The organism is Streptomyces sp. NPDC002588, assembly GCF_040295925.1.
Classification (GTDB): domain Bacteria; phylum Actinomycetota; class Actinomycetes; order Streptomycetales; family Streptomycetaceae; genus Streptomyces.
In genome coordinates this window covers 1-26381 of the sequence record NZ_JBEOWF010000025.1, presented here as the reverse complement: position 1 = coordinate 26381, position 26381 = coordinate 1, and the positions used below count along the sequence as shown (strand labels likewise).

Below are 26381 nucleotides of genomic sequence, written 5' to 3'. Positions count from 1 at the left end.
CACGCCCCATCGGCGCGGGCGGGGTTACCCGGCGAGCCGGTTGGCCGTGTGGACCGCGCGCAGGACCGCCGCGGCCTTGTTGCGGCACTCCTGGTCCTCGGCGGCCGGGTCGGAGTCGGCGACGATGCCCGCGCCCGCCTGGACGTAGGCCGTGCCGTCGCGCAGCAGGGCGGTGCGGATGGCGATGGCGGTGTCGGAGTCGCCCGCGAAGTCCAGGTAGCCCACGCAGCCGCCGTACAGGCCGCGCCGGGACGGCTCCAGTTCGTCGATGATCTGCATGGCGCGGGGCTTGGGGGCGCCGGAGAGGGTGCCCGCGGGGAAGCAGGCGGTGAGGACGTCGAACGCGGTGCGGCCGCGGGCGACCTTGCCGGTGACCGTCGAGACGATGTGCATGACGTGCGAGTACCGCTCGACGGACATGAAGTCGACGACCTCGACCGAGCCGGGCTCGCAGACCCTCCCCAGGTCGTTGCGGCCCAGGTCGACGAGCATGAGGTGCTCGGCGCGCTCCTTGGGGTCGGCGAGCAGTTCGTCGGCGAGGGCCTGGTCCTCCTGCGGGGTGGCGCCGCGGTGCCGGGTGCCGGCGATGGGGTGGACCATGGCCTGCCCGTCCTCGACCTTGACGAGGGCTTCCGGCGAGGAGCCGACGACGTCGAACCCGTCGAAGCGGAACAGGTACATGTAGGGGGAGGGGTTGGTGGCCCTCAGCACCCGGTACACGTCCAGCGCGCTCGCCGTGCACGGCGTTTCGAACCGCTGCGAGGGGACGACCTGGAAGGCCTCGCCGGCGCGGATGCGCTCCTTGATGTCCTCGACGGCCCGCCGGAAGTCGGGGCCGCCCCACAGGGCGGTGTATTCGGGGAGTTCGGAGGGCGGCAGGACGGCGGGCGGCTGGGCGACCGGGCGTGCGAGGTCGGCCTCCATGGCGTCCAGACGGGCCACCGCGTCCGCGTACGACTCGTCCACGCCCGTGTCGAGGTCGTTGTGGTTGATCGCGTTGGCGATCAGCAGGACCGAGCCCTCCCAGTGGTCCATGACGGCGAGGTCGCTGGTGAGCAGCATGGTCAGCTCGGGCAGCTTCAGGTCGTCCCGCTCGCCGGGGCCGATCCGCTCCAGGCGGCGCACGATGTCGTAGCCGAGATAGCCGACCATGCCGCCGGTGAAGGGCGGCAGGCCCTCCTGGTGGGGCGTGTGGAGGGTGTCGATGGTGGCGCGCAGGGCGGCGAGGGGGTCGCCGTCGGTGGGGACGCCGACCGGCGGCGAGCCGAGCCAGTGGGCCTGCCCGTCGCGCGCGGTGAGGGTCGCGGCGGAGCGGACGCCCACGAAGGAGTACCGAGACCATCGAAAAGCTGTACGGCCGTTCTCCGCGGACTCCAGGAGGAAGGTGCCGGGGCGCTCGGCGGCGAGCTTGCGGTAGAGCGCGACCGGGGTGTCGCCGTCTGCGAGGAGCTTGCGGGTGACCGGGATGACACGGCGGTCGGTGGCCAGCTTGCGGAACGTCTCGAGGTCCATGGCGGCAGACCTTACTGATCCGAGGCCGGTGCGCCGGAATCGGCGGTCACGGCGGGCTCGGCGTCCCTGACGGGATCGGTGTCCTCGGTGTCCTTGAGGAGTACGTCGGCGTCGAAGCAGGTGCGCGCCCCGGTGTGGCAGGCGGCGCCGACCTGGTCGACCTTGACCAGCAGGGTGTCCGCGTCGCAGTCGAGGGCGACGGACTTCACCCACTGGAAATGGCCGGAGGTGTCGCCCTTGACCCAGTACTCCCGGCGGCTGCGCGACCAGTAGGTGCAGCGGCCGGTGGTGAGCGTGCGGTGCAGCGCCTCGTCGTCCATCCAGCCGAGCATGAGCACCTCTCCGGTGTCGTACTGCTGGGCGATCGCGGGGAGGAGCCCGTCGGCGCTGCGCTTGAGGCGGGCGGCGACGTCAGGGTTGAGGTTGCTGGGCGGGGGCGTGCTGGTCATGGGAGCCATTGTGCCGCGCGCCACCGACGGTGACGGGACGGTGTCCACTGGGCGGACCCGGTGGGCGGTCGTACGCTGACTGCATGTCGAATTTCGCCAAGCGTGAACGGCTCCTTCTCGCCGACCTCTTGGAAACCGCCGGTCCGGCCGCCCCGACCCTCTGCGACGGGTGGGAGACGCGGGATCTCGCCGCGCACGTGGTGGTGCGCGAGCGCCGCCCCGACGCCGCCGGGGGCATTCTGATCAAGCAGCTGGCCTCCCGTCTCGACAAGGTGATGGCGGAGTTCGCCGCGAAGCCGTACGAGGAGCTGATCCAGCTGATCCGTACGGGTCCGCCCCGGTTCTCGCCGTTCCAGCTGAAGCAGATCGACGAGGCGTCCAACACGATCGAGTTCTACGTCCACGCCGAGGACGTCCGGCGCGCCCAGCCCGACTGGACGCCCCGTGAGCTCGATCCGGTCTTCCAGGACGCCCTGTGGTCCCGTATGGAGCGCACCGCGCGCCTGATGGGCCGCGGTGCCCCCACCGGTCTCGTGCTGCGCCGCGCGGACGGCCGTACGGTGGTCGCCCAGCGCGGCGTCCCGGTCGTGACGGTCACCGGGGAGCCGTCGGAACTGCTGCTGTTCCTCTACGGCCGGCAGAGCGCCGCGAAGGTGGAACTGGACGGCGACAAGGAAGCCATCGAGAAGCTGCACAGCGGAAAGCAGCTCGGGATCTGACCGCGCCCCCGAAAGGCCCCGCCGTGATCAAGGTCGCCATGACCAGCGTGTACGTCGACGACGTCGCGAAGGCCCACGCCTTCTACACCGAGGTGCTGGGCTTCGAGACCCGTCTCCACATGGACCTGGGCGGCGGCACGCTGTTCGTCACGGTCGGCGCGCGGGAGGGGGCCCAGCAGGACCTCCAGCTCCTGCTGGAGCCCGGCCAGGGCCCCATCGCCGAGCCGTACCGCGCGGCCCTGAAGGAGGCGGGGCTGCCCTGCATCGTCTTCTCCGTCGACGACATCGAGTCGGAGTACGACCGGCTGCGCGGCCTGGGCGTCGAGTTCACCCAGGCCCCACGGGAGCAGGGGCCGGTCGTGACGGCGGTACTTGACGACACGGTGGGCAACCTGGTGCAGCTGGCTCAGCCGAAGGGGTGAGACGGGTCAGCGGGGGAGTTCGGCGCGGCGCAGGTCCTTCACGCACAGGACCACCACCCCGCCGAGCCCGCACACCGCCGCACTGACCACGAAGACCGGGCCGGTGCCCCAGGCCCCGATGGCGGCGGCGGAAAGCGGCATGCTGAGCGGAGCGAAGCCCAGACTGACCAGGCTGGAGACGGCCGTCACACGGCCGAGGAAGGCGGGGTCGGCATGGGTCTGCAGCAGGGCTCCGCCCATGGCACCGCTGAGCCCGGCGAGCAGCCCGATCAGCAGGGCCGTCCCGACGGCCGCGGCGACGGTCGGCGCAGAGGCGAGGGCGCCGACTGCGAGCGCCCCCGCCAGGATCGTCCATCCGGCGACCTGTCCGGCGTGCGGAAGCCGTCCCCGTAAGGTCAGCAGCAGCGAGGCGGCGCCCGCGCCGGCACCGAAGCCGGAGAGCACCCAGCCCATGCCGGACGCGCCCCAGCCCCGCTCGTCGGCCAGCAGGGTCAGGCCCACGTTGAGCGGTCCGACGAAGCCGAGGTCGCCGAGGGCGATGGCCAGCAGCAGCGGGGCGAGCACGCGGTGCCGGCAGATGTACCGCAGCCCGGCCAGCAGATCGCGCCAAGCAGTGGTGGTGCGGACGGCGCCCGTGTCGTCCCGGGGCAGCTCCCGGACCCGTACCGAGATCAGCAAGGGCAGCGACACGGCGATCAGCAGCCCGGCGAGCCCGAACGCGGCCGCCGCACCGCCGACCGCCACGCCGAGACCGCCGAGCGGAGCACCGACAACGATGGCGAACCGGTACGCGAGGCCTCGCATGCCCTGTACCCGGGCGAGCTGGCCCTTTCCGGTGATACGCGCGGGCAGCGCACCGACGGCGGGCACGAACACGGCGTCCACGGCGCCGAAGACCAGGGCGAGCACGGCCAGCGGCCACAGCCCCGGCCCGGTGAGGAACAGCAGTCCGGCCACCGCGAGGACGGCCGCGCAGCGCACGGCGTCGCTGCCGATGACGACCCGGCGCGGACCTAACCGGTCCGCGACCACTCCCCCGCCCAGCATCAGCACCGCGCGCGGCAGCGCGCTGACCGACATCACCATTGCGGCCTGCGCAGGGGACCCGGCCTGTACGGAGGCCCAGGACAGGGCGATGTAGTAGACGCCGTCGCCGGCCATCGACGACGCGTACGCGCCGACCCAGCGAAGGACGTTGGCGTCCCGGTGGGCGGGCCGGTCGGTGCCGACGGCCGGGTCTACGAGTGCGACGGGCACGAGGGGTGTCCTCTCAGACGCGGAAAGGGAATCCGTACACGTGCAGCGCGACGTTCTCGCGCCCCTGGGTGTCGCCGGCCGCCACGGCGGCGCGCCCCTGTTCGTCGTACTTCTTCAAGAGGTCGTGCAGCTCCCTCGACAGTTCGGACAGCTCGGCGGGGGTCAGACGCGACAGGTACTCGGAGTCGAAGGAGGCGCTGTTCCACTCGGCCCCCCAGTGGGCCCGCTCGTCGAGGTGGCGGTGGTACAGCTCGCTGCGCTGCGCGTAGAAGAGCCTGGACGCCGAGGTGTGCGCGGCCACCTTCTCCGGCGCGTCCTGGAAGTCCTCGTCGTGGATGCTGACGCCGTCCGACGCGGGTCGCCACCATCGCTCGCGCCCGTCCTCGCTCTGCGGCTCGGCCTCTTCGATCAGCCCGTGTTCGGCGAGCTTGCGCAGGTGGTAGCTCACCAGTGAGACGGCCTCGTCGACCAGTTCGGCGAGCCGTGAGGCGGTGGCCACGCGTTCGAGGTACAGGGCCCGGTACAGCTTCATGCGCAACGGATGGGCGAGCGCCTTCAGCGTGCCCATGTCGGTGATCCTGCGGTTCTCCTTGCTCACCATGACGCCACCGTAGATACAAAAGAAAAGTTGCGCAATCTATTTTGCGCAACTTCCCTTTCGCATCTGGACACAGCTGAGCCCCGGCCACCAGGTGACCGGGGCTCACCTCACCGCTTCAGAAGGTCACCGCACGGGATGTCCCGCCTCGCGCAGCGCCTGCTTCACTTCCCCGATCCGCAGATCCCCGAAGTGGAACACCGACGCCGCCAGCACCGCGTCCGCGCCCGCCTCGACGGCCGGCGGGAAGTCGGCGAGTTTGCCCGCGCCGCCGGAGGCGATCACGGGAACCGTCACGTGCGCGCGGACGGCGGCGATCATCTCCAGGTCGTAGCCGTCCTTCGTGCCGTCCGCGTCCATGGAGTTCAGCAGGATCTCCCCGGCGCCCAGCTCGGCCGCCCGGTGCGCCCACTCGACGGCGTCGATGCCGGTGCCGCGCCGGCCGCCGTGCGTCGTCACCTCGAAGCTCCCGGAAGGCGTCCGCCGCGCGTCGACCGACAGCACCAGCACCTGGCTGCCGAACCGCTCGGCGATCTCCCGGATCAGCTCCGGACGCGCGATGGCCGCCGTGTTGACGCCCACCTTGTCGGCGCCCGCCCGCAGCAGCTTGTCCACGTCCTCGGGGGTGCGTACCCCGCCGCCGACGGTCAGCGGGATGAAGACCTGCTCGGCGGTGCGGCGCACCACGTCGTAGGTGGTCTCGCGGTTCCCCGACGAGGCGGTGATGTCCAGGAATGTCAGTTCGTCGGCGCCCTCGGCGTCGTACACCTTGGCCATCTCGACGGGGTCGCCCGCGTCACGCAGGTTCTGGAAGTTCACGCCCTTGACGACCCGGCCGTTGTCCACGTCCAGGCAGGGGATGACTCGTACGGCAAGGGTCATGCTGCGCCTTCCCCTCGGAACGCCTCCACCTCGACCTCGACGACCAGACTCGGGTCCACGAAGCCGGAGACAATGATCATGGATGCGGCGGGCCGGACGGAGTCGAACAGCTCCTTGTGAGCGCGTCCGACGTCGTCCACGTCCCGGGCATGGGTGATGTACATGCGCGTGCGCACGACGTCGTCCCGCCCCAGACCCAGCTGCCCCAGCGCGGCGAGGGCGACGTTGAAGGCGTTGATGGTCTGCTCGTACGGGCCGCCTCCGGCGATCTGGCCGTCCACTATCGACGTGCAGCCGGCCACCAGCACCAGGCCGTTCGGCAGTTCCACCGCGCGGGAGTAGCCGAAGTTCTCCTCCCAGGGTGCGCCGGTCGTGACGCGCCGTACGTCGCTCACTTGGCCACCGCCTCCAGTGCCTCTTCCAGGGTGAACGCCTTCGCGTACAGCGCCTTCCCGACGATGGAGCCCTCGACACCGAGGGGCACCAGCTCGGCGATGGCCCGCAGGTCGTCCAGGGAGGACACGCCGCCGGAGGCCACGACCGGGCGGTCGGTCGCCGCGCACACGTTCCTCAGCAGCTCGAGGTTGGGGCCCTGGAGGGTGCCGTCCTTGGCGATGTCGGTGACGACGTACCGCGCGCAGCCCTCGCCGTCGAGCCGCTCCAGCGTCTCGTAGAGGTCGCCGCCGTCCCGCGTCCAGCCGCGCCCGCGCAGGGTCGTGCCCTTGACGTCGAGGCCGACGGCGATCTTGTCGCCGTGCTCGGCGATGACCTTGGCGACCCACTCGGGGGTCTCGAGGGCGGCGGTGCCGAGGTTCACCCGGGTGCAGCCGGTGGCCAGCGCCGCGGCGAGGGTCTCGTCGTCGCGGATGCCGCCGGACAGCTCCACCTTGATGTCCATCGCCTCGGTGACCTCGCGCACCAGGGCCCGGTTGTCGCCGGTCCCGAACGCCGCGTCCAGGTCGACCAGATGCAGCCACTCGGCGCCCGCCCGCTGCCAGGCGAGGGCGGCCTCGAGCGGGGAGCCGTACGAGGTCTCCGTGCCGGACTCGCCGTGCACGAGTCGGACGGCCTGGCCCGCGCGGACGTCGACGGCGGGGAGCAGTTCGAGCTTGGCCATGGTCTACAGGGTTCCGATCCAGTTGGTGAGCAGCTGCGCTCCGGCGTCGCCGGACTTCTCGGGGTGGAACTGCGTGGCCCACAGGGCGCCGTTCTCCACGGCGGCCACGAAGGGCTTGCCGTGCGTCGACCAGGTCACCCTGGGCGCGCGCATCGCCTGGTTGTGCGTCTCCAGGGACCACTCGTGGACGGCGTAGGAGTGCACGAAGTAGAAGCGGGCGTCCGCGTCCAGGCCCGCGAAGAGCTGGGAGCCGGCGGGGGCGTCGACGGTGTTCCAGCCCATGTGGGGCACGATCTCCGCCTGGAGCGGCTCCACCGCGCCGGGCCACTCGTCCAGCCCCTCGGTCTCGACGCCGTGCTCGATGCCGCGCGCGAACAGGATCTGCATGCCGACGCAGATGCCCATCACCGGGCGGCCGCCGGACAGCCGGCGGTCGATGATCCAGTCGCCGCGCGCCTCGCGCAGACCCTTCATACAGGCGGCGAAGGCTCCGACGCCCGGCACCAGCAGCCCGTCGGCGTTCATCGCCCGGTCGAAGTCACGTGTGATCTCGACCTCGGCCCCGGTGCGCGCGAGGGCCCGTTCGGCGGAGCGGACGTTGCCGAAGCCGTAGTCGAAGACGACGACCTTCTTCGTGTTGCCGGAAGAGCTGCTCAACTCCACACCCCCAGACGCATCACACCGGCGACGAGACACATCCCCGCGCCTATCGAGAGCAGCACGATCAGGCTGCGCGGCATCTGCTGCTTGACGAACGAGTAGATGCCCCCGACCAGGAACAGGCCGACGACGATCAGGATGGTGGACAGGCTGTTCATGGGGTTACAGCGCGCCCTTCGTCGAGGGGAGGATGCCGGCCGCGCGCGGGTCGCGCTCGGAGGCGTAGCGCAGGGCCCGGGCCAGCGCCTTGAACTGGCACTCCACGATGTGGTGCGCGTTGCGCCCGTAGGGCACGTGCACGTGCAGCGCGATCTGTGCCTGGGCGACGAAGGACTCCAGGATGTGCCGGGTCATCGTGGTGTCGTACTCGCCGATCATCGGCGCCATGTTCTCGGGCTCGGTGTGCACGAGGTAGGGGCGGCCGGAGAGGTCGACGGTGACCTGGGCGAGGGACTCGTCGAGCGGGACCGTGCAGTTGCCGAAGCGGTAGATCCCCACCTTGTCGCCGAGGGCCTGCTTGAAGGCGGCGCCGAGCGCGAGCGCGGTGTCCTCGATCGTGTGGTGCGAGTCGATGTGCAGGTCGCCGTCGGTCTTCACGGTCAGGTCGAACAGACCGTGCCGGCCGAGCTGGTCGAGCATGTGGTCGTAGAAGCCGACGCCGGTCGACACATCGACCTTGCCGGTGCCGTCGAGGTTGATCTCGACGAGGACCGAGGTCTCCTTCGTCGTCCGCTCCACGCGTCCTACGCGGCTCATACGTCCTTCTCCTTCTTGACTTCACGGACCGCGTCGAGGAACGCGTCGTTCTCTTCGGGCGTGCCGGCGGTGACCCGCAGCCAGCCGGGCACTCCGTTGTCCCGGACCAGCACCCCCCGGTCGAGGATCCGCTGCCAGACCTCGTGGGCGTCGGCGAACCGGCCGAACTGCACGAAGTTGGCGTCGGACGCCGTGACCTCGTAGCCGATCGCGCGCAGTTCGCCCACCAGCCGGTCCCGCTCCGACTTCAGCTGCTCGACGTACTTCAGCAGCGTCTCGGTGTGCTCCAGGGCGGCCAGCGCGGTCGCCTGGGTGACGGCCGACAGGTGGTAGGGCAGCCGCACCAGCTGTACGGCGTCCACGACGGCAGGGTGCGCGGCGAGGTAGCCGAGGCGCAGCCCGGCCGCGCCGAACGCCTTCGACATGGTCCGGGAGACGACGAGATTCGGCCGTCCTTCGAGCAGCGGCAGCAGCGAGTCGCCGTGGCTGAACTCGATGTACGCCTCGTCGACCACGACCATCGACGGCCCCGCCGCCTGCGCCGCCTCGTACAGCGCGAGGACCGTCTCCGCGGGGACCGCGGTACCGGTGGGGTTGTTGGGGGTGGTGATGAAGACGACGTCCGGGCGGTGCTCGGCGAGCGCCTTCTCGGCCGCGGCGAGGTCGATGGTGAAGTCCTCGTTGCGGGGGCCGGAGATCCAGCCGGTGCCCGTGCCGCGCGCGATGAGGCCGTGCATCGAGTACGACGGCTCGAAGCCGATCGCGGTACGGCCGGGCCCGCCGAAGGTCTGCAGCAGCTGCTGGATGACCTCGTTGGAGCCGTTGGCGGCCCAGACGTTCGCCAGGCCGACCTGGTGGCCGGAGGTGTCCGTCAGGTACTCCGCGAGCCGGGTGCGCAGTTCGACCGCGTCCCGGTCCGGGTACCGGTTGAGGTCCCGGGCGGCCTCGCGCACCCGCTCCGTGATCCGTTCGACCAGCGGCTCGGGCAGCGGGTACGGGTTCTCGTTGGTGTTCAGCCGTACGGGGACGTCCAACTGGGGCGCGCCGTAGGGGGACTTGCCACGCAGCTCGTCCCGTACGGGAAGATCGTCGATTCCGAAGCTCACTTGCTCGCCGGTACCTTCCAGTCGAACCGCGCCTTGATCGCCGCGCCGTGCGCGGGCAGGTCCTCCGCCTCCGCCAGCGTCACCACGTGGTGCGCGACCTCGGCCAGCGCGTCCTTCGTGTAGTCGACGATGTGGATGCCCCGGAGGAAGGACTGCACGGACAGCCCGGAGGAGTGGCAGGCGCAGCCGCCGGTGGGCAGCACGTGGTTGGAGCCGGCCGCGTAGTCGCCGAGCGAGACCGGCGCCCAGGGTCCGACGAAGACCGCGCCGGCGTTCCTGACCCGGTCGGCCACGGCGGCGGCGTCGGCCGTCTGGATCTCCAGGTGTTCGGCGCCGTAGGCGTCGACGACCCGCAGCCCCTCGTCGATGCCGTCGACGAGCACGATCGCCGACTGCCTGCCCTTGAGGGCCGGGACGATCCGGTCGTCGATGTGCCTGGTCGCCGCGATCTGCGGCTCCAGCTCCTTCTCGACCGCGTCCGCGAGCTCCACCGAGTCCGTGACGAGCACGGCGGCGGCCAGCGGGTCGTGCTCGGCCTGGCTGATCAGGTCGGAGGCGACGTGCACCGGATCGGCCGTCCCGTCGGCGAGGACCGCGATCTCGGTCGGGCCGGCCTCGGCGTCGATGCCGATCTTTCCGGTGAAGTAGCGCTTGGCGGCGGCGACCCAGATGTTGCCGGGGCCGGTGACCATGTTGACGGGGGCGCACGACTCGGTGCCGTACGCGAACATCGCGACGGCGGTCGCGCCGCCGGCCGCGTACACCTCGTCGATGCCGAGCAGGGCGCAGGCGGCGAGGATCGTCGGGTGCGGCAGACCGTCGAAGTCGGCCTGCGCGGGCGAGGCGAGCGCGATGGACTCGACGCCGGCCTCCTGCGCGGGCACGACGTTCATGACCACGGACGACGGATAGACGGACCGCCCGCCGGGCGCGTACAGCCCGACCCGCTCGACCGGTACCCATTTCTCGGTCACCGAGCCGCCGGGCACGACCTGGGTCGTGTGCGTCGTGCGGCGCTGCTCGCGGTGGACGAGACGGGCGCGGCGGACGGACTCCTCCAGGGCCGCGCGCACCGCCGGATCGAGGCGCTCCAGCGCGTCGGAGATCGCCCGGGCGGGGACCCGTACGGATTCCAGCCGCACCCCGTCGAACCTCTCGGCGAAGTCGATCAGCGCCGCGTCGCCCCGATGATGCACGGCCTCGCAGATCGGACGCACCTTCTCCAGGGCGGCCGAGACGTCGAAGTCGGCTCGGGGCAGCAGGTCACGCAGGGCCGGGCCCTCGGGAAGGGCGTCGCCGCGCAGATCGATTCGAGAGATCACAGACCAATTCTCTCAGACCGGCATTCGGCACCGTCCGCGCGTATCAGTGGCTGATACGGAACGTGGCCGGAACCCGGAAGATCACCCTCGCGTCTGGCGTTCGGGGGGTGTTCAGCGGGCAGAACGGCCGTGCGAAGCCGCGTGAGTGACGGAGGGGGACAGGGGTGACCGACGGGGCCGGCGACCTGCCGGACGATCTGACCGCCGCCGAGGCCGGTATGTGGCAGGCCTTCCGCAACGGCACCGTGTACGACCTGAGCGGCGGGGACCCGCTCGTCGACGATCCGCACGGCGGGCACCCGTGGGGCGGGGAACGCACCGTGCGCGCCCGCATCGTCGCCTGGCTGCTGCTGGACGGGCCGCCCGCGCTGGCCGGCCGGGTGTCCTCCCTCAAGCTGGCCGGTGTGCGGATCAGCGGCACCCTGGACCTCGCGGGCGGCACCGTGGTGCCGTACGTCGAGCTGAAGCGCTGCCGGTTCGAGCGGGAGGTGCTGCTGCCGGAGGCGCACTTCACGACCGTGCGGATGGTGGACTGCTCGGTGCCGCGCCTGGAGGCGGCGAGGCTGCACACCGAGGGCGATCTGCACCTCCCCCGCTGCCGCTTCCACCACGGCGTCCGCCTCGCCGACGCCCAGATCGGCACGGACCTGCTGCTCAACCAGGCCGTCGTCGACCGCGACCGCACCGGCCGCTCGATCGCCGCCGACGGCCTGACGGTCGGCCAGGACCTCCAGGCCGAGCTGCTGGAGTCGCACGGCGAGCTGAGCCTGCGCAGCGCCAAGATCGGCGTGTCGCTGAGTCTGCGCGGGGCCCGGCTGGCCAACCCGTACGGCCGGCTCGCGCTGAACGCCCCGCAGCTGACCGTGGGGCGCACCCTGTACCTGACGCCGGCCGGCCTCGGCGGGCAGGCGCTCAGCGGGGCCACACCCGCGCGCGGGACGCGTGTCCGGCGGTTCGAGTGCCGGGGCGGGGTGCGACTGGACGACGGACGGTTCGGCGACGCCGTGGACCTGGAGCGGGCCCGTTTCCTGTGCACCGAGGAGCAGGAGCTGTCGCTGCGCCGGGTGCAGACGCCCGAGCTGCGCTTCCTCGGGGAGCGGCCGGGGCGCGGCAAGGTGGTGCTGTCCGGTGCCCGCGTGATCAACCTGGTGGACCGGGCGAGCGCCTGGCCGGGCCCCGGCAATCTGCACATGGGCGGCTTCGTGTACGAGAACCTGGTGCCGCAGGGTCCGTTCCCGCTGGCCGAGCGGCTGGAGTGGGTGGCCGCGGCGACCGCGGAGTACGCCCCGGAGCCGTACGAGCGGCTGGCGAGCGTGCTGCGGGCCGGCGGGGAGGACGAGGACGCCCGGGAGGTGCTGCTGGCCAAACAGCGCCGCCGCCGGGAGACCCTGCCGCCCGCGGCGAAACTCGTGGGGTACGCCCAGGACTGGACGGTCGCCTACGGCTACCGTCCGGGCCGGGCCGCGGTGTGGATGGCGGTCCTGTGGGCGGCGGGCTCCCTGGCCTTCGCGCACGCCCCGCATCCTCCCGTGAGCCGTGACGGGCACCCGCCCTGGAACCCGGCCCTGTTCGCGCTCGACCTGCTGCTGCCGGTGATCGACCTGGGCCAGGTCGGTCAGTGGCGCCTCAGCGGCGGCTGGCAGTGGCTGGCGACGGCCCTGATCCTGCTGGGCTGGGTCCTGGCGACGACGGTGGCGGCGGGGGCGACGAGACTGCTGCGGCGGGGGTGAAGCCGTGGGGCTGTTGTGGCGGGAGGTGATTCCGTGGGCTGCTGTGGCGGTGTGAGACTCTTGGGCCGCACCCCTCACCCACAGTCGCCCGACAGTCACCTTTTACCGGTCCTTGACCCGGCCCCGTACAACTTTCCGCAGGTTGGGCGAACCCTCTGGCGCATCCCGACCTGCGCCTTTTCAATGGGCGGCACCATGGCTCTGCTGCCCCCCTTCATCCGTGCCTCCCGGTTCTCCCGGACGGCACGGACCGCCGCCCCCCACCCCGGCGCCGGGCTCCCCGCCGACGACGAGGTGCTTCTCGACGTCCCCGACGACCGGCTCGGCCCCGCGCTGGTCGCGGCCGGCAAAGGCGCCTACGAGGCTGCCGCCGAGCTGCTGTCCCGCACCCGTGAGCGGGCCGAGTGGGAGTACCGCGACCGGTACGTGACCCGGCTCGCCTCCTTCGCCCGCTCCCGCTCCGAGTGGTTCGACGACTGGCGGGCCGCCGCCCCCCGCGACCCCGACGTGCTCCTGCTCTCCGCCCAGCTCGCGGTGGAGCGCGCCTGGGGGTCACCGGCCCGTGCCGAGCTGCTGCGCGAGGTGAGCCCGCTGATCACGGCGGCCGCGCAGAGCGACCACCGCGACCCGGTCCCGTGGCGGATCGCGCTGGATCACGCGCGCGGGACCCGGGCCGGCCACAAGTACTTCGGCGAACTCTGGGCGGCCGCGGTCCGCCGCGCCCCGCACCACTACGGCTGCCACGTCGCCGCCAAGCGCTACCTCGCCGAGTCCTGGCACGGCTCCCACCGCGAGTGCTTCGACTTCGCCGACCGCGCCGCCCAGGACGCCCCGGCGGGCTCACTGGTCCAGGCGCTGCCGGTACGGGCGGCGTTCGCCTACCTGACCGACGGCTGCGGCCCCGAGGTACCGCGGCAGCGGCTGGAGGACGCCGCCGACCGCGCGATCTCCCTCTCCGCCCGGTTCCCGTCCCTCGACCCCTGGCCGGCGGAGATCCGCAACCTGCTGGCGTACGTCCTCGTCCGCCTCGACCGCCGCGAGGACGCCCTCGTCCAGTTGCGCCTGATCGGCCCGTTCGCCACCTCGTTCCCGTGGGGCCGCCTCTCCGACGACCCGCTCGGCCACTTCCTCGCGGTCCGCGAGAGCGTGTACCTGGGAGAGCCCGTGCGACGGCCCCGGCATCCACAGAACGGTCACGACGACCGAGCGCACCCGGACGACCACTAGGCTTCTGCGCCGTGACCACCGTCCGTCTGCCGCTCTTCCCCCTGAACTCGGTGTTGTTCCCGGGTCTGGTGCTTCCGTTGAACGTCTTCGAGGAGCGCTATCGCGCCATGATGCGCGATCTGCTCAAGACGCCCGAGGACGAACCGCGCCGGTTCGCCGTCGTCGCCATCCGCGACGGCCACGAGGTCGCGCCCAGCGCTCCCGGGCTGCCCGACCGGACGGCGCTGCCCGAACGGGGTCCGACGGCCGGCTTCGGCGAGGAGCCGCTGAAGGCGTTCCACGGCACCGGCTGCATCGCCGACGCGGCGACGATCCGCGAACGCCCCGACGGCACCTTCGAGGTGCTGGCGACGGGCACGACCCGGGTCCGCCTGCTCTCGGTGGACGCGTCGGGCCCCTTCCTGACCGCGGAGCTGGAGGAACTCCCCGAACAGCCCGGCGACGAGGCGGGCGCGCTCGCCGAGGGCGTCCTGCGGGCCTTCCGCCAGTACCAGAAGCGACTGGCGGGCGCCCGCGAACGCTCCCTGAGCACCGGCGCGGACCTCCCGGACGACCCGTCCGTCGTCTCGTACCTGGTGGCGGCGGCGTTGATGCTGGACACGCCGACGAAGCAGCGTCTCCTGCAGGCCCCCGACACGGCCTCCCGCCTGCGCGACGAACTGAAACTGCTGCGCACGGAGACGGCGATCATCCGTAGCCTGCCCTCACTGCCCGCGGCGGACCTGACCCGCGCCCCGACGAGTCTCAACTGAAGGCGCTCATGCCCAAGAAGCCGAAGAAGTCCCAGCAGCCCGGCGGCACCCCCGCCACGGTCGCCCTCACCGCCGCGGGCGTGGACTTCACGGTCCACGCCTACGACCACGACCCGAGCCACCCGTCCTACGGCGAGGAGGCGGCCGAGGCGATGGGCGTCTCCCCCGACCGCGTCTTCAAGACCCTGGTGGCGGACGTCGACGGGGCCCTCACGGTCGCGGTGGTCCCGGTGGCCGGCTCCCTGGACCTGAAGGCCCTGGCCTCGGCGGTGGGCGGCAAGCGGGCCGCGATGGCCGACCCCACCCTGGCCGAACGCACCACGGGCTATGTCCGCGGCGGCATCTCCCCGCTGGGCCAGCGCAAGAGGCTCCCCACGGTCCTGGACGACTCGGCGACCGCCCACCCCACGATCTGCGTCTCGGCGGGCCGCCGCGGCCTGGAGGTGGAACTCGCCCCGAAGGACCTGGCCACCCTGACCGGCGCGGTACTGGCACCGATCGGCCGCGGTTGACCGCCCGGGGGGCGGCAGCCCCCCGACGGGTCTACGCCACCGGCGCCCCGTACGGATCCTTCGGCGCCGGCGCCGCCGGTTCCTCTTCAGGGTCCCGCGGTCCGAACAGCGCCATCAGCCCCAGATGGACCAGCAGCGCGGCGAACGACCACGCCAGCAACGCCCCCTTCGCGCCCAGCTTGAGCGGCGCCGAGAACGTCACGCCCTTGCCCGCGGCCTTGGCGTGCGCCAGCACGTCGGAGCCCGGCCCCAGCCACACCCCGAGCCGCCACGCCGCCACCGACGCCAGCAGCCCCCCGACGCCGAGCGCCACCACCAGCGGCACACCCCCGCGCCGCCGCCACAGGAACACCGCCGCGCCGCTCAGGGCCCCGAACGCCAGCGCGAGCAGCGTGAACGTCCCGTCCACCCCGATCGCCTGCTCGCCCTCGCTGTCCTTGAGATAGACGACCCAGCCGCCGTTCACCACGTCCCCGACCAGCGGCACCGAGGGCGCCAGCCACTTCCACAACAGCCCGAGCAGCACCCCGGCCACCGCGACCGCCACGGTGACCACGGCGGCTTCCCGCAGTTCGGTCTTCATCCCGGGCCCGTCCTGTCCGTACGCGGGTTCTCCGTACCCCGACTCCCCGGACCCGGCGGCCCGGGGCCCGCCCGGCGGCGGCCAGGCTTCCTGCGAAGACGGTTCGTGCGGCGGCGGAGGCGGAGTCAACGGTGCGGTCACCCTGACATCGTGCCAGGCCCGCCTGTGCGGCGCGTCACCGGACGGCGGCCCGACGGTACGCCCAGGTGGCGACGGCCAGTGAGACGACGCCCACCCCGGCGCACACCGCGAGGTCACCGAGGACGTACGCCCAGTCCGGGTCCGGCCCGAAGGTGCGCGCGAACGCCTCGACGCCGTACGTCGACGGCACCAGGTCCCGGGCGAACCGCACCGCCTCCGGCATCCGGTCCGGCGGCAGCACCCCCAGCAGCAGCGCCGCCGACATCCCGAGCTGCCCCAGCACGGTGGCCAGCTCCGGCCGCGACGCGAGCAGCCCGAAGGCCGCCCCCAGCCCGGACAGCGCGGCGCCCGCCAGCGGAATGACGGCCGCGAGCACCCACAGATGCGTCAGCGGCAGCCCGAACAGCACACAGCCGAACACCGCCGTCACCAGGGTCCCCGGCACGGTGAACGAGGCATAAGCCCCCGCCGCGCCCAGCACCACCGCGGCGGGCGGCACGGGCAGCGTGGCGTAGTGGTCGAGACCCCCGCTGGCCCGCAACTGCCCGAAGTACTGCGCGAGCAGGTTGAGCGCCACGAACGCGACGACCAGCACCGCCGACCCGGCGACCACCGACTCCGCCTCGCGCCCCCCGTCCACGACACCCCGCATCATGATCAGGATGCCGACCGACTGGAAGGTCGCCACGAACAGCAGCGGGATCCGCGCCACGCGCGCGCGGGACAGCTGCGCCCGGTACACGGCCACGAGCGACGGCCACAGCCGCGCGCGCGGCGCCAGCTCGGCGGCCGCGCGGACCGGCTGTGCGACGGCCCGGGCGCCGCCCGGCAGAACCTCGGCGGGTACGACACTCACGTGGCGCTGCTCCTCTTCCCTACGGCTCTCACACCGTCCCATACGGACCATACGCACCGGACGGCCCCCTCGCTCATGCCCGCACCAGCCCCTGCCGGGCGGCCCCGCCCAGTGCCAGGTAGACGTCCTCCAGGCTCGGCGTGGCCAGGGTGAAGTCGTCCAGCGCGGCGAAGGCGGCCCCGCCGGTGACGGTGGCGACGATCGCGCGGGCCTCCTCGGGGCCCAGCCGCAGGGTCCAGCGGCGCCCGGACTCCTCGGCCCGCTCCCGCAGCGCGGCGACCTCGGGCACGTCCAGCGGCGCCCGCTCCCGCCACACCAGCTCGACCCGTACCTCGCCGGCGACCTGCTCCTTGAGCCCGGCGGGCGTGTCGCAGGCGATGACCCGGCCCCTGTCGAGGACGGCCACCCGGTCGAGCACGGTCTCCGCCTCGATGACGTTGTGGGTGACCAGCAGGACGGTGGTGCCCCGCTCGGCGCGCCGCCGGTCGACGGCACCCCACACGGCCCGCCGCGCCACCGGATCCATCCCGGTGGTCGGCTCGTCCAGCACCAGCAGCGGCCGCTCCCCCACCAGCGCGGTCGCGAAGCACGCCAGCCGACGCTGTCCGCCGGACAGCTTGCGCAGCGGCCGCCCGGCGATCGGGGTGAGTCCGAGCTCCTCCAGGACGGCGTCCCGTTCCGCACGGGCCCGCCGTACGTCGAGGCCGCGCAGCCGGCCGGTCGTCTCGGCGGCCAGCGACACGGTCAGCTCGTCGAGGGCGGTGGACTCCTGCCCGAGGTAGGCGAGAATCCGCGCGGCCCGCTCGGGGTGGCGCACGATGTCGTGTCCGAGGATCTCCACGCTGCCGGTGTCGGGCCGCATCAGCCCGGTCAACTGGCGTACGAGAGTGGACTTGCCGGCGCCGTTCGGCCCGAGCAGCCCGAAGATCTCACCGCGCCGGATGTCGAGGTGGACGTCGTCGGTGGCCCGCACCTCGGGGGCCGCCGGGGTACCGCGCCGGCCACGTACCGCCGGGTAGGTCTTGGTCAGTCCGCGCACGGCACACACGACCTCGTCCCCGTGCCCGATGGCCGATTCCGCGCGCGTACTCACAAGGCACGAGGGTACGGGGTCCAGGAGCCCCGCCCGCCGTCGGGGGCGCCCCGTACGCCCGGTTCAGTCCCCGGCGGGCGCGTGCTCGGCAGCCGTCCGTACGTCGATCTCGCGCCAGAAACCCGCCCGGATGGCGTACCGGTCGTGCTCGTCGATCTGGTCGTCCTTGTGTGCGAGGAGCCCGAAGCGGGCCGCGTACCTGAGCAGCTCGCCGTCGATGCGGTGCGGGATGCGCGGATACATGCCGGACAGCTTCTGCAGACGGCTCTGGTCGCCGAGGCGCTCCATCCAGCGGCGGGCGAAGACCTGCCCCACCTCGTAGGGGTCGCCGCCGACGGTGGTGATGTCCTCCTCGCGGTCCGCCCACCGCTGCTCCGCCGTGGTCAGCTGGGCCAGCGTCGGCATCGCGGCGACCTCGGGCGGCTCGGCGACGGCGCCGGGCCGGTCGACCCAGCCCTTGTCGGAGGACCAGCGCAGGGTCGCGGTGGCGGGGTGCTGCACGGGGTTGGCGCCGGGTGCGCGCAGGGCGGCCAGATCCTTGGGGGTGGGAACGCCGCCCTTGGACGCGGAGGCCCGCTCCTGGCCGCCGCCGCGGTCGGCGGCCGCGGAGGTGTGCTCGGACTCCTCGGGGCGCTCGGAGGCGGGGGCGAGCCCCGCGTCGGGCAGCGGCGCGGAGAGGATCGCGGCGATCTCGGGCCGCGGCACGGGTGGCGGAGCGCACACCCCGCCGAGTTCCTTCGCGCGGACGGCCTTGGTGATCCACGTACGGTCCAGGACCCGCCGTTCGTCGGCCTCGGCGACCAGGTCCTCGGACTGGTTGTAGTCGCCGTCGGCGGCCTGGACGGCCCACAGGTGGACGGCGACGCCGTGCTCCTTGGCGGCCATCATGCCCGGCAGCAGATCGCCGTCACCGGTGACGAGGACGACGTCGGAGCAGGCGCGGTTGCGGGCCAGTTCGGTCAGCTCGGCGTGCATGGCGGCGTCGACGCCCTTCTGGGCCCACCGTCCGTCGCTGCGGGTCAGGGCGCCGAGGCGGACGGTGACCCGGGGCATCACGCGCAGCCTGCGGTGTTCGGGCTGGGGGACGCGGTCGGGGGCGCCGTCGAACCAGTAGATGCGCAGCAGCGGCCGCTCGGTGTCGGACTCGGCCTGTTCGCGCAGACCCTGGACGAGAGCGGAGTGGTCGACGGTGATCCGGGACCGCGAGGGCTCTCCGGCGAGGAGGCTCGCCGCGGCACCCAGCAGATACCCGGCGTCCACCAGGACGATGCAGCGGTCCACACGACTCACCCTCTTCCCAGGAGGTTTGCTTCGGGCTGTTCCTTCGAGTCTGCCCGACAGCGCGGGGGTTAACGGCCGGAACTCGATCTTCGGCGTGGCGTTTCGGTCCGATGCGCTCCGAGAACTCCTGTCACAGACGGTAATTATCCGAAATGCGCCTTAAGTCAGCCTATGTGAATCTGGTCCCGGCCCTGGTCCCTACATCCCCCGCAGGAGGCAGATCCCCATGGCCAAGAACAAGAAGCAGGACCGTAAACAGCCGCAGTCCGAGCGTGGTCAGCAGCAGGCCCAGCACTCCTCGATGCAGGAACAGGCCGAGCAGCGCATCTCCCAGGTGACGCCCGCGGACGTGGCGCGCAAGGGCCGGCAGAAGCGATTCGGCCACAACTGACATCCGGGTGACGGGCTGTTGCAGCCCGGGCACACCGAGGGGCGCATCCGGTTCCGGATGCGCCCCTCATGCTCGCGCCGGTCTCAGCCCGCCAGACAGGACGGCCCGAGCAGCACCTTCAGGTCGCCGAACAGCGCCGGATCGGGCTTGACCCGGTGCCGGTCCAGACGCAGGACGGTCGTCTTGGTCGGCCCCTGGAGCTTGATCCGGACCTCGCTGTCACCCTTGTGATGGGTGAGGATCTCGTTGAGCCTGCTGACCATCGGCGGAGTGACCCTGGTGGCCGGGATGGTGAGGATCACCGGGGCGTTGGTGCCCGCGTTGGACAGGTCCGGGACCGCCAGCTCCATCGCGACGAGCCGCGGCACGTCCTCGCGCTTGTCGAGGCGGCCCTTGACGAAGACGACGGCGTCCTCGACCAGTTGGGTCGACACGAGCTGGTAGGTCGCCGGGAAGAACATGCACTCGATGGAGCCCGCGAGGTCCTCCACGGTGGCGATCGCCCAGGCGTTGCCCTGCTTGGTCATCTTGCGCTGCAGACCCGAGATGATGCCGCCGATGGTGACCACCGCGCCGTCCGCGTGCTCACCCCCGGTGAGCTGGGCGATGCCCGCGTCGGCCTTGTCGGACAGCACGTGCTCCAGACCGAACAGCGGATGGTCGGAGACATACAGACCGAGCATCTCCCGCTCCTGGGCGAGCAGATAGGTCTTGTCCCACTCGTCGGTGGTGAACTCGACGTCGAGGCCGAAACCGGGCTCGCTGGTCTCCTCCTCGCCCATCCCGCCGAAGAGGTCGAACTGGCCCTCGGCCTCCTTGCGCTTGACCGCCACCACATTGTCGATCATCGGCTCGAACTGTGCGGTGAGGCCCTTGCGGGTGTGCCCGAGGGTGTCGAACGCGCCCGCCTTGATCAGCGATTCCGTGGTGCGCTTGTTGCAGGCCACCGCCTCGACCTTGTCGAGGTAGTCGGGGAAGGAGGCGTACTTCCCCTTGGCCTTGCGGCTCCTGATGATCGACTCGACCACGTTCGTACCGACGTTGCGGACGGCCTCGAGGCCGAAGAGGATCACGTCGTCGCCCTGGGCGGCGAAGTTGTGCACCGACTCGTTGACGTTCGGCGGCAGGACCTTGATGCCCATGCGCCGGCACTCGTTCAGATAGATCGCGGACTTGTCCTTGTCGTCCTTGACCGAGGTGAGCAGCGCGGCCATGTACTCGGCCGGGTAGTTCGCCTTGAGGTACGCGGTCCAGTAGGAGACCAGTCCGTACGCGGCGGAGTGGGCCTTGTTGAACGCGTAGCCGGCGAACGGGACCAGCACGTCCCACAGGGCCTGGATCGCCTCGTCGCTGTAGCCCTTGTCCCGGGCGCCCTTCTGGAAGAGGACGAAGTTCTTCGCCAGTTCGTCGGGCTTCTTCTTGCCCATCACCCGGCGCAGGATGTCGGCCTCGCCGAGCGAGTACCCGGCGATGATCTGGGCGGCCTTCTGCACCTGCTCCTGGTAGACGATCAGGCCGTAGGTGACGGCCAGGACCTCTTCGAGCGGCTCCTCCAGCTCCTTGTGGATCGGGGTGATCTCCTGGAGCTTGTTCTTGCGGAGCGCGTAGTTGGTGTGCGAGTCCATGCCCATCGGGCCCGGGCGGTAGAGCGCGGACACGGCGGAGATGTCTTCGAAGTTGTCGGGCTTCATCAGCCGAAGCAGCGAGCGCATGGGGCCGCCGTCGAACTGGAAGACGCCGAGGGTGTCGCCGCGCTGGAGCAGTTCGAAGGTGGTCGGATCGTCGAGCGGGAGGGCCAGCAGGTCGAGTTCGACGCCCTTGTTGGACTTCACCATCTTGACGGCGTCGTCCATGATCGTCAGGTTGCGCAGGCCCAGGAAGTCCATCTTCAGCAGGCCGAGCGACTCGCACTGCGGGTAGTCCCACTGCGTGATGGTCACGCCGTCCGTGTGCCGCACCCAGATCGGGGCGTGGTCGACGATGGGCTCGCTGGACATGATGACGCCGGCGGCGTGCACGCCCATCTGCCGCACCAGGCCCTCGACGCCCTTGGCGGTGTCGATGACCTTCTTGACGTCCGGCTCGTTCTCGTACATCGCGCGGATCTCGCCGGCCTCGCTGTAGCGGGGGTGCGAGGGGTCGGTGATGCCGTTGAGGTCGATGCCCTTGCCGAGGACGTCGGCGGGCATCGCCTTGGTGAGGCGGTCACCCATCGCGTACGGGTAGCCCAGCACGCGCGCGGAGTCCTTGATGGCGTTCTTCGCCTTGATCTTTCCGTACGTGCCGATCATGGCGACCTTGTCGGAGCCGTACTTCTCGGTCACGTACCGGATCACCTCGACGCGCCTGCGCTCGTCGAAGTCGATGTCGACATCCGGCATGGAGACACGCTCGGGGTTGAGGAACCGCTCGAAGATCAGGCCGTGCGGGATCGGGTCGAGGTCGGTGATGCCCATGGCGTACGCGACGATCGAGCCGGCCGCGGAGCCTCGGCCGGGGCCGACCGCGATGCCGTTGTTCTTGGCCCACATGATGAAGTCGGCGACGACGAGGAAGTAGCCCGGGAACCCCATCTGGATGATGACGTCCATCTCGTACTCGACCTGCTTCTGGCGGTCCTCGGGTACGCCGCCGGGGAAGCGGCGGTCCATGCCCCGGCGGACCTCCTCCTTGAACCAGGTGATCTCGGTGTAGCCGTCGGGGATGTCGAACTTCGGCATGAGGTTCTTGGCCTCGAACATGCCGGAGGTGTCGATCTGCTCGGCCACCAGGAGGGTGTTGGCGCAGCCCTCCTGCCAGGCGTCCGAGGAGTCGATGGCGTACATCTCCTCCGTGGACTTCAGGTAGTAGCCGGTGCCGTCGAACTTGAAGCGGTCGGGGTCGGAGAGGTTCTTGCCGGTCTGGATGCACAGCAGCGCGTCGTGCGCGGTCGCCTCGTGCGCGTACGTGTAGTGCGAGTCGTTCGTCACCAGGGGCGGGATACCGAGCTTCTTGCCGATCTCCAGCAGGCCGTCGCGGACCCGGTGCTCGATGTCGATGCCGTGGTCCATCAGCTCCAGGAAGTAGCGGTCCTTGCCGAAGATGTCCTGGTAGTCGGCGGCCGCCTTCAGCGCCTCGTCGTACTGGCCGAGGCGCAGCCGGGTCTGGAGCTCGCCGGAGGGGCAGCCGGTGGACGCGATGAGCCCCTCGGACCACTGCGCGATGGTCTCCTTGTCCATGCGCGGCCACTTCTGCAGCCAGCCCTCGGCGTACGCGTCGGAGGACAGCCGGAAGAGGTTGTGCAGACCCGTCGCGTTCGCCGCCCAGATCGTCTTGTGGGTGTAACCACCCGAACCGGAGACGTCGTCCCGCTTCTGGTGCGGCTGGCCCCACTGGATCTTGCGCTTGTTGCGCCGCGACTCGGGCGCGACATACGCCTCGATCCCGATGATCGGGGTGACCCCGGCCTTCTTCGCGGAATGGAAGAAGTCGTACGCCCCGTGGAGGTTGCCGTGGTCGGACATGGCGATGTGGGTCATGCCCATCTCGTTGCACGCGTTGAACATGTCCTTCAGCCGCGCGGCACCGTCCAGCAGCGAGTACTGGGTGTGGACGTGCAGGTGCGTGAACGGCGGCTTTGACACGGCTTGGCCTCCAAGGAAAACAGTCGACGACGGGCCGGCGGACAGTCCGGGGGTCAGCGTCGAAGTCTATGCCTCGCCACTGACACTCGAGGCGCTCCCCCGCGTACCTTCACAGCGGGGTCGCGGGCACTTCCGGACGGCCCCGCCCGTTGGAGACGACAGAAACGCTGTCGTACATGTCATGCACCAGGAGGCACCCAGCGATGTCGGTCCCGCAGCTCAACGACGAGCACCGCGGCGAGGAGATCCTCGCCGTCTTCGACACCGCGTTCGGCGAGCTCCTGGCCGCCGACCCGGCCGCGTTCCGCGTGAAGTTCCGGAAGATGGCGGCCTCCGCGTTCGCGTTCTACCGCGGCACGGCCGCGCTTTTTTACCACGACCTCGACGCCGAGAAGCGGGGCGGCCCGTTCCTGGACGAGCGCACCTCGCGCGTGTGGATCCACGGCGACCTGCACGCGGAGAACTTCGGCACGTACATGGACGCCAACGGCCGGCTGATCTTCAACGTCAACGACTTCGACGAGGCGTACGTCGGCCCCTTCACCTGGGACCTCAAGCGCCTCTCCGCCTCCATCGCCCTCATCGGGTACGCGAAGGCGCTCGGCGACGACCAGATCACCGAGCTGGTGGAGGTGTACGCGGGCGCGTACCGCGAGCGCATCCGCGCGCTGGCCTCCGGCGCCAAGAGCGACGAGGTGCCGCCCTTCACCCTGGACACCGCCCAGGGCCCGCTTCTGGACGCCCTGCGCGACGCCCGCTCGCTGACCCGCTTCGGACTGCTGGACTCCATGACGGAGATCCGCGACTTCGAGCGCCGCTTCGCGCCCGGCGGCGGCTCCATCGAGCTGGACGCGGCCACCCGCTACAAGGTGCTCGCCGCCTTCGACGGCTATCTGGAGACCCTGCCGGAGACCTCCCTGGCCCGCCCGGACTCCTACCGGGTGAAGGACGTCGTCGGCCGCCGCGGCATCGGCATCGGCTCGGCGGGCCTGCCGTCGTACAACATCCTGCTCGAGGGCCACAGCGACGCGCTGGAGAACGACGTCGTGATCTACATCAAGCAGGCCCAGACCCCGGCCGTCTCCCGGCACATCACCGACCCCGCGATCCGCGACTACTTCCAGCACGAAGGGCACCGCACGGTCATCTCCCAGCGCGCCCTGCAGCAGCACGCCGACCCGTGGCTGGGCTGGACCGAGCTGGGCGGCGCCGGCCAGCTCGTCGCCGAGGTCTCGCCTTACGCGGTCGACCTGGACTGGGGCGACATCGACGACCCGGAGGAGATCGCGGGCGTCGTCGCCGACCTCGGCCGGGCCACGGCCACGATGCACGCGGCGGCGGACGACACCTCCGGCGAGTCCCTGGTGCCGTTCTCCACCGAGCGGGCCATCGACGCGGCCATCGCCGCCGACGAGGAGGGCTTCGCACCCCTGCTGGTGGACTTCGCGCACAGCTACGGCGCCCGAGCCCGCGCCGACCACCAGACCTTCGTCGACCTGTTCCGCAACGGGCGGATCCCGGGTCTCTAACGGTCCGCTCTCACAGGGACCCTTTAGGGGTCCCTTACAGGAGCACGTGCCAGACTCTCTGCTGCTATGGACATATCCGGGACCCGACTCAGAGCCGTGCGCGCGGCGCTGTTCACGGCGGTCGTCGTGACGCTCAGCACCGCGTCGCACGTCCTGCTGTCCCGGGCCCCGCTGCCGTTCAACACGGTGGCCGCCGTCGCGGCCGCAGTGTTCCTCCTCGCCTACGCCCTCGCGGGCCGCGAGTGCGGCTTCGGGCGGATCGCCGCCCTGCTCATCCCGCTGGAGCTGGCGGCCGACACGGTCTTCACCACCGGCCAGCAGGTCTGTTACGGCCGCGCGGGCGGCCCGGTCGCCGGCCCGCTGGCCGCGGTCGGCTGGGACGTCCTGTGCGGCAACGGCACCCGGGTGGGCACCCCGCTGGCCCGGGTCGCCGGCACCGATCCGGACCGGCTCGGCGGCCTTCTCGCCCACTCCGCCCCCGCCACCGCCTGGCTGCTGCTCGGCGCGCACGTCACCGTCGGCCTGATCGCGGCCGCCTGGCTGCGCCGGGGCGAGCGGGCGCTGGCCCAGCTGCTGCGGGCGGCCGGCGCGACCACCTTCCGGCCCCTGCTGCTGGCGGTCGCCGCCGTGGCCGTACGACGCGCCCCGGCGGCCCGCCGCCTGCCGCGGCCCGCGCTCCGTACGGCCACCGCCCGGGACCGGATCCTCGTGCACTCGCTGGGCCGCCGCGGGCCACCCCGCCCTGCCGCCTCCGTCTGAGCAGAACCGTTCGCGGGAGCGGCCCCGGCACGAGCAGTCCCCACACACGTAATCCCGCGCACCATCCCGTGCGCGTCCCTGATGGAGATCACCGACATGAGCAAGCGAAACAGCGCGGCGGCCAAGACGGCGGCCCGGGAGCGGCTGCGGGTCGAGCGCGAGAAGCAGGCCAAGCGGGCCAAGGCCAGGCGGCAGATCATCGTCGCCGCCTCGGCGGTCGGCGTGCTGGCCGCGGCCGGCGGCATAGGTTACGCCGTCGTGCAGGCCAACAAGCCGACCTACTGGGAGGAGGCCAAGACCGCCAAGCTGGTCGAGCCGGCCAACACCAGCGGCAAGAACGGCACGACGGTCGTCCTCGGCAAGGCCGACGCCAAGAAGACCCTCGTGATGTACGAGGACCCGCGCTGCCCTATCTGCGCCCAGTTCGAACAGACCGTCGGCTCGACGGTGAAGAAGGACTACGACGACGGCAAGTTCAAGATCCAGTACGTCGGTGCCACCTTCCTCGACCGCAGCCTGACCGGCGAGGGCTCCAAGAACGCGCTGAGCGCCCTGGGTGCCGCGCTCAACGTCAGCCCCGAGGCGTTCCTCGAGTACAAGACCGCGCTGTACTCGGCGAAGTACCACCCCGAGGAGACCGACGACAAGTTCAAGGACGACTCGTACCTGATCAAGGTCGCGGACACCGTCTCGGCGCTGAAGGGCAACACGAAGTTCCAGGACGCCGTGAAGAACGGCACCTATGACCGGTGGGCGCTGGAGATGTCCAAGACCTTCGACTCCAGCGGTGTGTCGGGCACCCCGACCCTGAAGATGGACGGCAAGACGCTGACCGGCTCGGACGGGCAGAACGCCCCGATGACGGTCGCCGACTTCAACACGGCGATCGGGGCGGCCCTGAAGGCCTAGGGCGTGTTTCGAAAGTAGCGTCGTCTGCCCGAAGGGCAGGCCTGGCGGCGTCTGGTGCGTGCGATCACAAGGCGGAGGGTCGCCCCGATACTGGATGTATCGGGGCGCGCCCGACAACGCGGCTGGGGGTCCCCCCTCTGGGGGAGGGCGTGCCAGACGCCGCCAGGCAGGCGGGACTTTCGAAACACGCCCTAG

Annotated in this window: 27 protein-coding genes; 10 read left to right on the top strand and 17 right to left on the bottom strand. The window is 71.4% G+C overall.

What is annotated here, in order from left to right; all coding sequences use genetic code 11:
- Window positions 1–24 precede the first annotated feature (24 nt).
- Window positions 25–1512 (bottom strand): anthranilate synthase component I, encoded by a 1488-nt coding sequence (locus ABT057_RS27100; protein WP_352346203.1) that lies wholly within the window; start codon window positions 1510–1512, stop codon window positions 25–27.
- 11 nt (window positions 1513–1523) lie between these two features.
- The gene (gene hisI, locus ABT057_RS27095) at window positions 1524–1961 is read right to left on the bottom strand and encodes a phosphoribosyl-AMP cyclohydrolase (RefSeq protein ID WP_352346202.1); all 438 of its coding nucleotides are present in this window, start codon (window positions 1959–1961) and stop codon (window positions 1524–1526) included.
- A gap of 83 nt (window positions 1962–2044) precedes the next feature.
- On the opposite strand from hisI, the gene ABT057_RS27090 reads away from it, so the two are divergent.
- Both ABT057_RS27090 and ABT057_RS27085 read left to right on the top strand, forming a co-directional pair.
- Window positions 2045–2680, top strand: coding sequence for a TIGR03085 family metal-binding protein (locus ABT057_RS27090; RefSeq protein ID WP_352346201.1), 636 nt, complete (start codon window positions 2045–2047; stop codon window positions 2678–2680).
- 23 nt (window positions 2681–2703) lie between these two features.
- Window positions 2704–3102 (top strand): VOC family protein, encoded by a 399-nt coding sequence (locus ABT057_RS27085; RefSeq protein ID WP_352346200.1) that lies wholly within the window; start codon window positions 2704–2706, stop codon window positions 3100–3102.
- A gap of 6 nt (window positions 3103–3108) precedes the next feature.
- Here the strand turns inward: ABT057_RS27085 and ABT057_RS27080 are convergent, their stop codons facing one another.
- The 10 genes from ABT057_RS27080 to hisD all read right to left on the bottom strand — a co-directional run bounded on the left by ABT057_RS27080 (window position 3109) and on the right by hisD (window position 10800).
- Window positions 3109–4359 carry an MFS transporter gene (locus ABT057_RS27080; protein ID WP_352346199.1) on the bottom strand — a complete coding sequence of 417 codons (1251 nt, stop codon included), beginning with the start codon at window positions 4357–4359 and terminating at the stop codon, window positions 3109–3111.
- A 13-nt stretch (window positions 4360–4372) separates the two neighbouring features.
- Window positions 4373–4960 (bottom strand): ArsR/SmtB family transcription factor, encoded by a 588-nt coding sequence (locus tag ABT057_RS27075; protein ID WP_352346198.1) that lies wholly within the window; start codon window positions 4958–4960, stop codon window positions 4373–4375.
- Between the two features lie 123 nt (window positions 4961–5083).
- Window positions 5084–5839, bottom strand: a complete 756-nt coding sequence (gene hisF / locus ABT057_RS27070; protein WP_352346197.1) for an imidazole glycerol phosphate synthase subunit HisF — start codon at window positions 5837–5839, stop codon at window positions 5084–5086.
- Window positions 5836–6234 carry a RidA family protein gene (locus tag ABT057_RS27065; RefSeq protein ID WP_352346196.1) on the bottom strand — a complete coding sequence of 133 codons (399 nt, stop codon included), beginning with the start codon at window positions 6232–6234 and terminating at the stop codon, window positions 5836–5838. The genes hisF and ABT057_RS27065 overlap by 4 nt, the downstream gene beginning before the upstream one ends.
- On the bottom strand, window positions 6231–6956 hold the full coding sequence (gene priA / locus ABT057_RS27060) for a bifunctional 1-(5-phosphoribosyl)-5-((5-phosphoribosylamino)methylideneamino)imidazole-4-carboxamide isomerase/phosphoribosylanthranilate isomerase PriA (protein WP_352346195.1): 726 nt from the start codon (window positions 6954–6956) through the stop codon (window positions 6231–6233). The genes ABT057_RS27065 and priA overlap by 4 nt, the downstream gene beginning before the upstream one ends.
- A gap of 3 nt (window positions 6957–6959) precedes the next feature.
- The gene (hisH, locus tag ABT057_RS27055) at window positions 6960–7619 is read right to left on the bottom strand and encodes an imidazole glycerol phosphate synthase subunit HisH (protein WP_352346194.1); all 660 of its coding nucleotides are present in this window, start codon (window positions 7617–7619) and stop codon (window positions 6960–6962) included.
- Window positions 7610–7774, bottom strand: coding sequence for a CG2302 family histidine operon protein (locus tag ABT057_RS27050; RefSeq protein ID WP_352346193.1), 165 nt, complete (start codon window positions 7772–7774; stop codon window positions 7610–7612). Before ABT057_RS27050 ends, hisH begins: the two co-directional genes overlap by 10 nt.
- A 4-nt stretch (window positions 7775–7778) precedes the next feature.
- Entirely contained in the window at window positions 7779–8372 is a 594-nt protein-coding gene (gene hisB / locus ABT057_RS27045) for an imidazoleglycerol-phosphate dehydratase HisB (protein WP_079662945.1), read from the bottom strand.
- The gene (locus ABT057_RS27040) at window positions 8369–9478 is read right to left on the bottom strand and encodes a histidinol-phosphate transaminase (RefSeq protein WP_352346192.1); all 1110 of its coding nucleotides are present in this window, start codon (window positions 9476–9478) and stop codon (window positions 8369–8371) included. Before ABT057_RS27040 ends, hisB begins: the two co-directional genes overlap by 4 nt.
- The gene (gene hisD, locus ABT057_RS27035) at window positions 9475–10800 is read right to left on the bottom strand and encodes a histidinol dehydrogenase (protein ID WP_352346191.1); all 1326 of its coding nucleotides are present in this window, start codon (window positions 10798–10800) and stop codon (window positions 9475–9477) included. The genes ABT057_RS27040 and hisD overlap by 4 nt, the downstream gene beginning before the upstream one ends.
- 164 nt (window positions 10801–10964) lie before the next feature.
- Between hisD and ABT057_RS27030 the strand changes: the two genes are divergently transcribed.
- From ABT057_RS27030 to ybaK, 4 genes are all read left to right on the top strand, one after another.
- Entirely contained in the window at window positions 10965–12530 is a 1566-nt protein-coding gene (locus ABT057_RS27030; RefSeq protein WP_352346190.1) for an oxidoreductase, read from the top strand.
- A 183-nt stretch (window positions 12531–12713) separates the two neighbouring features.
- Entirely contained in the window at window positions 12714–13757 is a 1044-nt protein-coding gene (locus ABT057_RS27025) for a hypothetical protein (protein WP_352346189.1), read from the top strand.
- A gap of 11 nt (window positions 13758–13768) precedes the next feature.
- Window positions 13769–14509, top strand: a complete 741-nt coding sequence (locus ABT057_RS27020) for an LON peptidase substrate-binding domain-containing protein (protein ID WP_352346188.1) — start codon at window positions 13769–13771, stop codon at window positions 14507–14509.
- A gap of 8 nt (window positions 14510–14517) precedes the next feature.
- A complete protein-coding gene (ybaK, locus tag ABT057_RS27015; RefSeq protein ID WP_352346187.1) occupies window positions 14518–15021 on the top strand; it encodes a Cys-tRNA(Pro) deacylase in 504 nt (167 codons plus the stop codon).
- A 31-nt stretch (window positions 15022–15052) separates the two neighbouring features.
- Here ybaK and ABT057_RS27010 read toward each other — a convergent pair whose 3' ends face one another.
- From ABT057_RS27010 to ABT057_RS26995, 4 genes are all read right to left on the bottom strand, one after another.
- A complete protein-coding gene (locus tag ABT057_RS27010; protein ID WP_352346186.1) occupies window positions 15053–15745 on the bottom strand; it encodes an AAA family ATPase in 693 nt (230 codons plus the stop codon).
- A gap of 34 nt (window positions 15746–15779) precedes the next feature.
- On the bottom strand, window positions 15780–16601 hold the full coding sequence (locus tag ABT057_RS27005) for an ABC transporter permease (RefSeq protein ID WP_352346185.1): 822 nt from the start codon (window positions 16599–16601) through the stop codon (window positions 15780–15782).
- 73 nt (window positions 16602–16674) lie between these two features.
- On the bottom strand, window positions 16675–17649 hold the full coding sequence (locus tag ABT057_RS27000) for an ABC transporter ATP-binding protein (RefSeq protein ID WP_352346308.1): 975 nt from the start codon (window positions 17647–17649) through the stop codon (window positions 16675–16677).
- Window positions 17650–17757: 108 nt separating this feature from the next.
- On the bottom strand, window positions 17758–18975 hold the full coding sequence (locus ABT057_RS26995; RefSeq protein ID WP_352346184.1) for an NYN domain-containing protein: 1218 nt from the start codon (window positions 18973–18975) through the stop codon (window positions 17758–17760).
- A gap of 226 nt (window positions 18976–19201) precedes the next feature.
- On the opposite strand from ABT057_RS26995, the gene ABT057_RS26990 reads away from it, so the two are divergent.
- A complete protein-coding gene (locus ABT057_RS26990) occupies window positions 19202–19366 on the top strand; it encodes a hypothetical protein (protein WP_352346183.1) in 165 nt (54 codons plus the stop codon).
- Window positions 19367–19449: 83 nt separating this feature from the next.
- Here ABT057_RS26990 and dnaE read toward each other — a convergent pair whose 3' ends face one another.
- Window positions 19450–22989 carry a DNA polymerase III subunit alpha gene (gene dnaE, locus ABT057_RS26985; protein ID WP_352346182.1) on the bottom strand — a complete coding sequence of 1180 codons (3540 nt, stop codon included), beginning with the start codon at window positions 22987–22989 and terminating at the stop codon, window positions 19450–19452.
- 203 nt (window positions 22990–23192) lie between these two features.
- Between dnaE and ABT057_RS26980 the strand changes: the two genes are divergently transcribed.
- The 3 genes from ABT057_RS26980 to ABT057_RS26970 all read left to right on the top strand — a co-directional run bounded on the left by ABT057_RS26980 (window position 23193) and on the right by ABT057_RS26970 (window position 26186).
- Window positions 23193–24518, top strand: a complete 1326-nt coding sequence (locus ABT057_RS26980) for a DUF2252 domain-containing protein (RefSeq protein ID WP_352346181.1) — start codon at window positions 23193–23195, stop codon at window positions 24516–24518.
- A 66-nt stretch (window positions 24519–24584) separates the two neighbouring features.
- A complete protein-coding gene (locus ABT057_RS26975) occupies window positions 24585–25277 on the top strand; it encodes a hypothetical protein (RefSeq protein WP_352346180.1) in 693 nt (230 codons plus the stop codon).
- A gap of 96 nt (window positions 25278–25373) precedes the next feature.
- Window positions 25374–26186, top strand: a complete 813-nt coding sequence (locus ABT057_RS26970) for a thioredoxin domain-containing protein (protein WP_352346179.1) — start codon at window positions 25374–25376, stop codon at window positions 26184–26186.
- Window positions 26187–26381 lie beyond the last annotated feature (195 nt).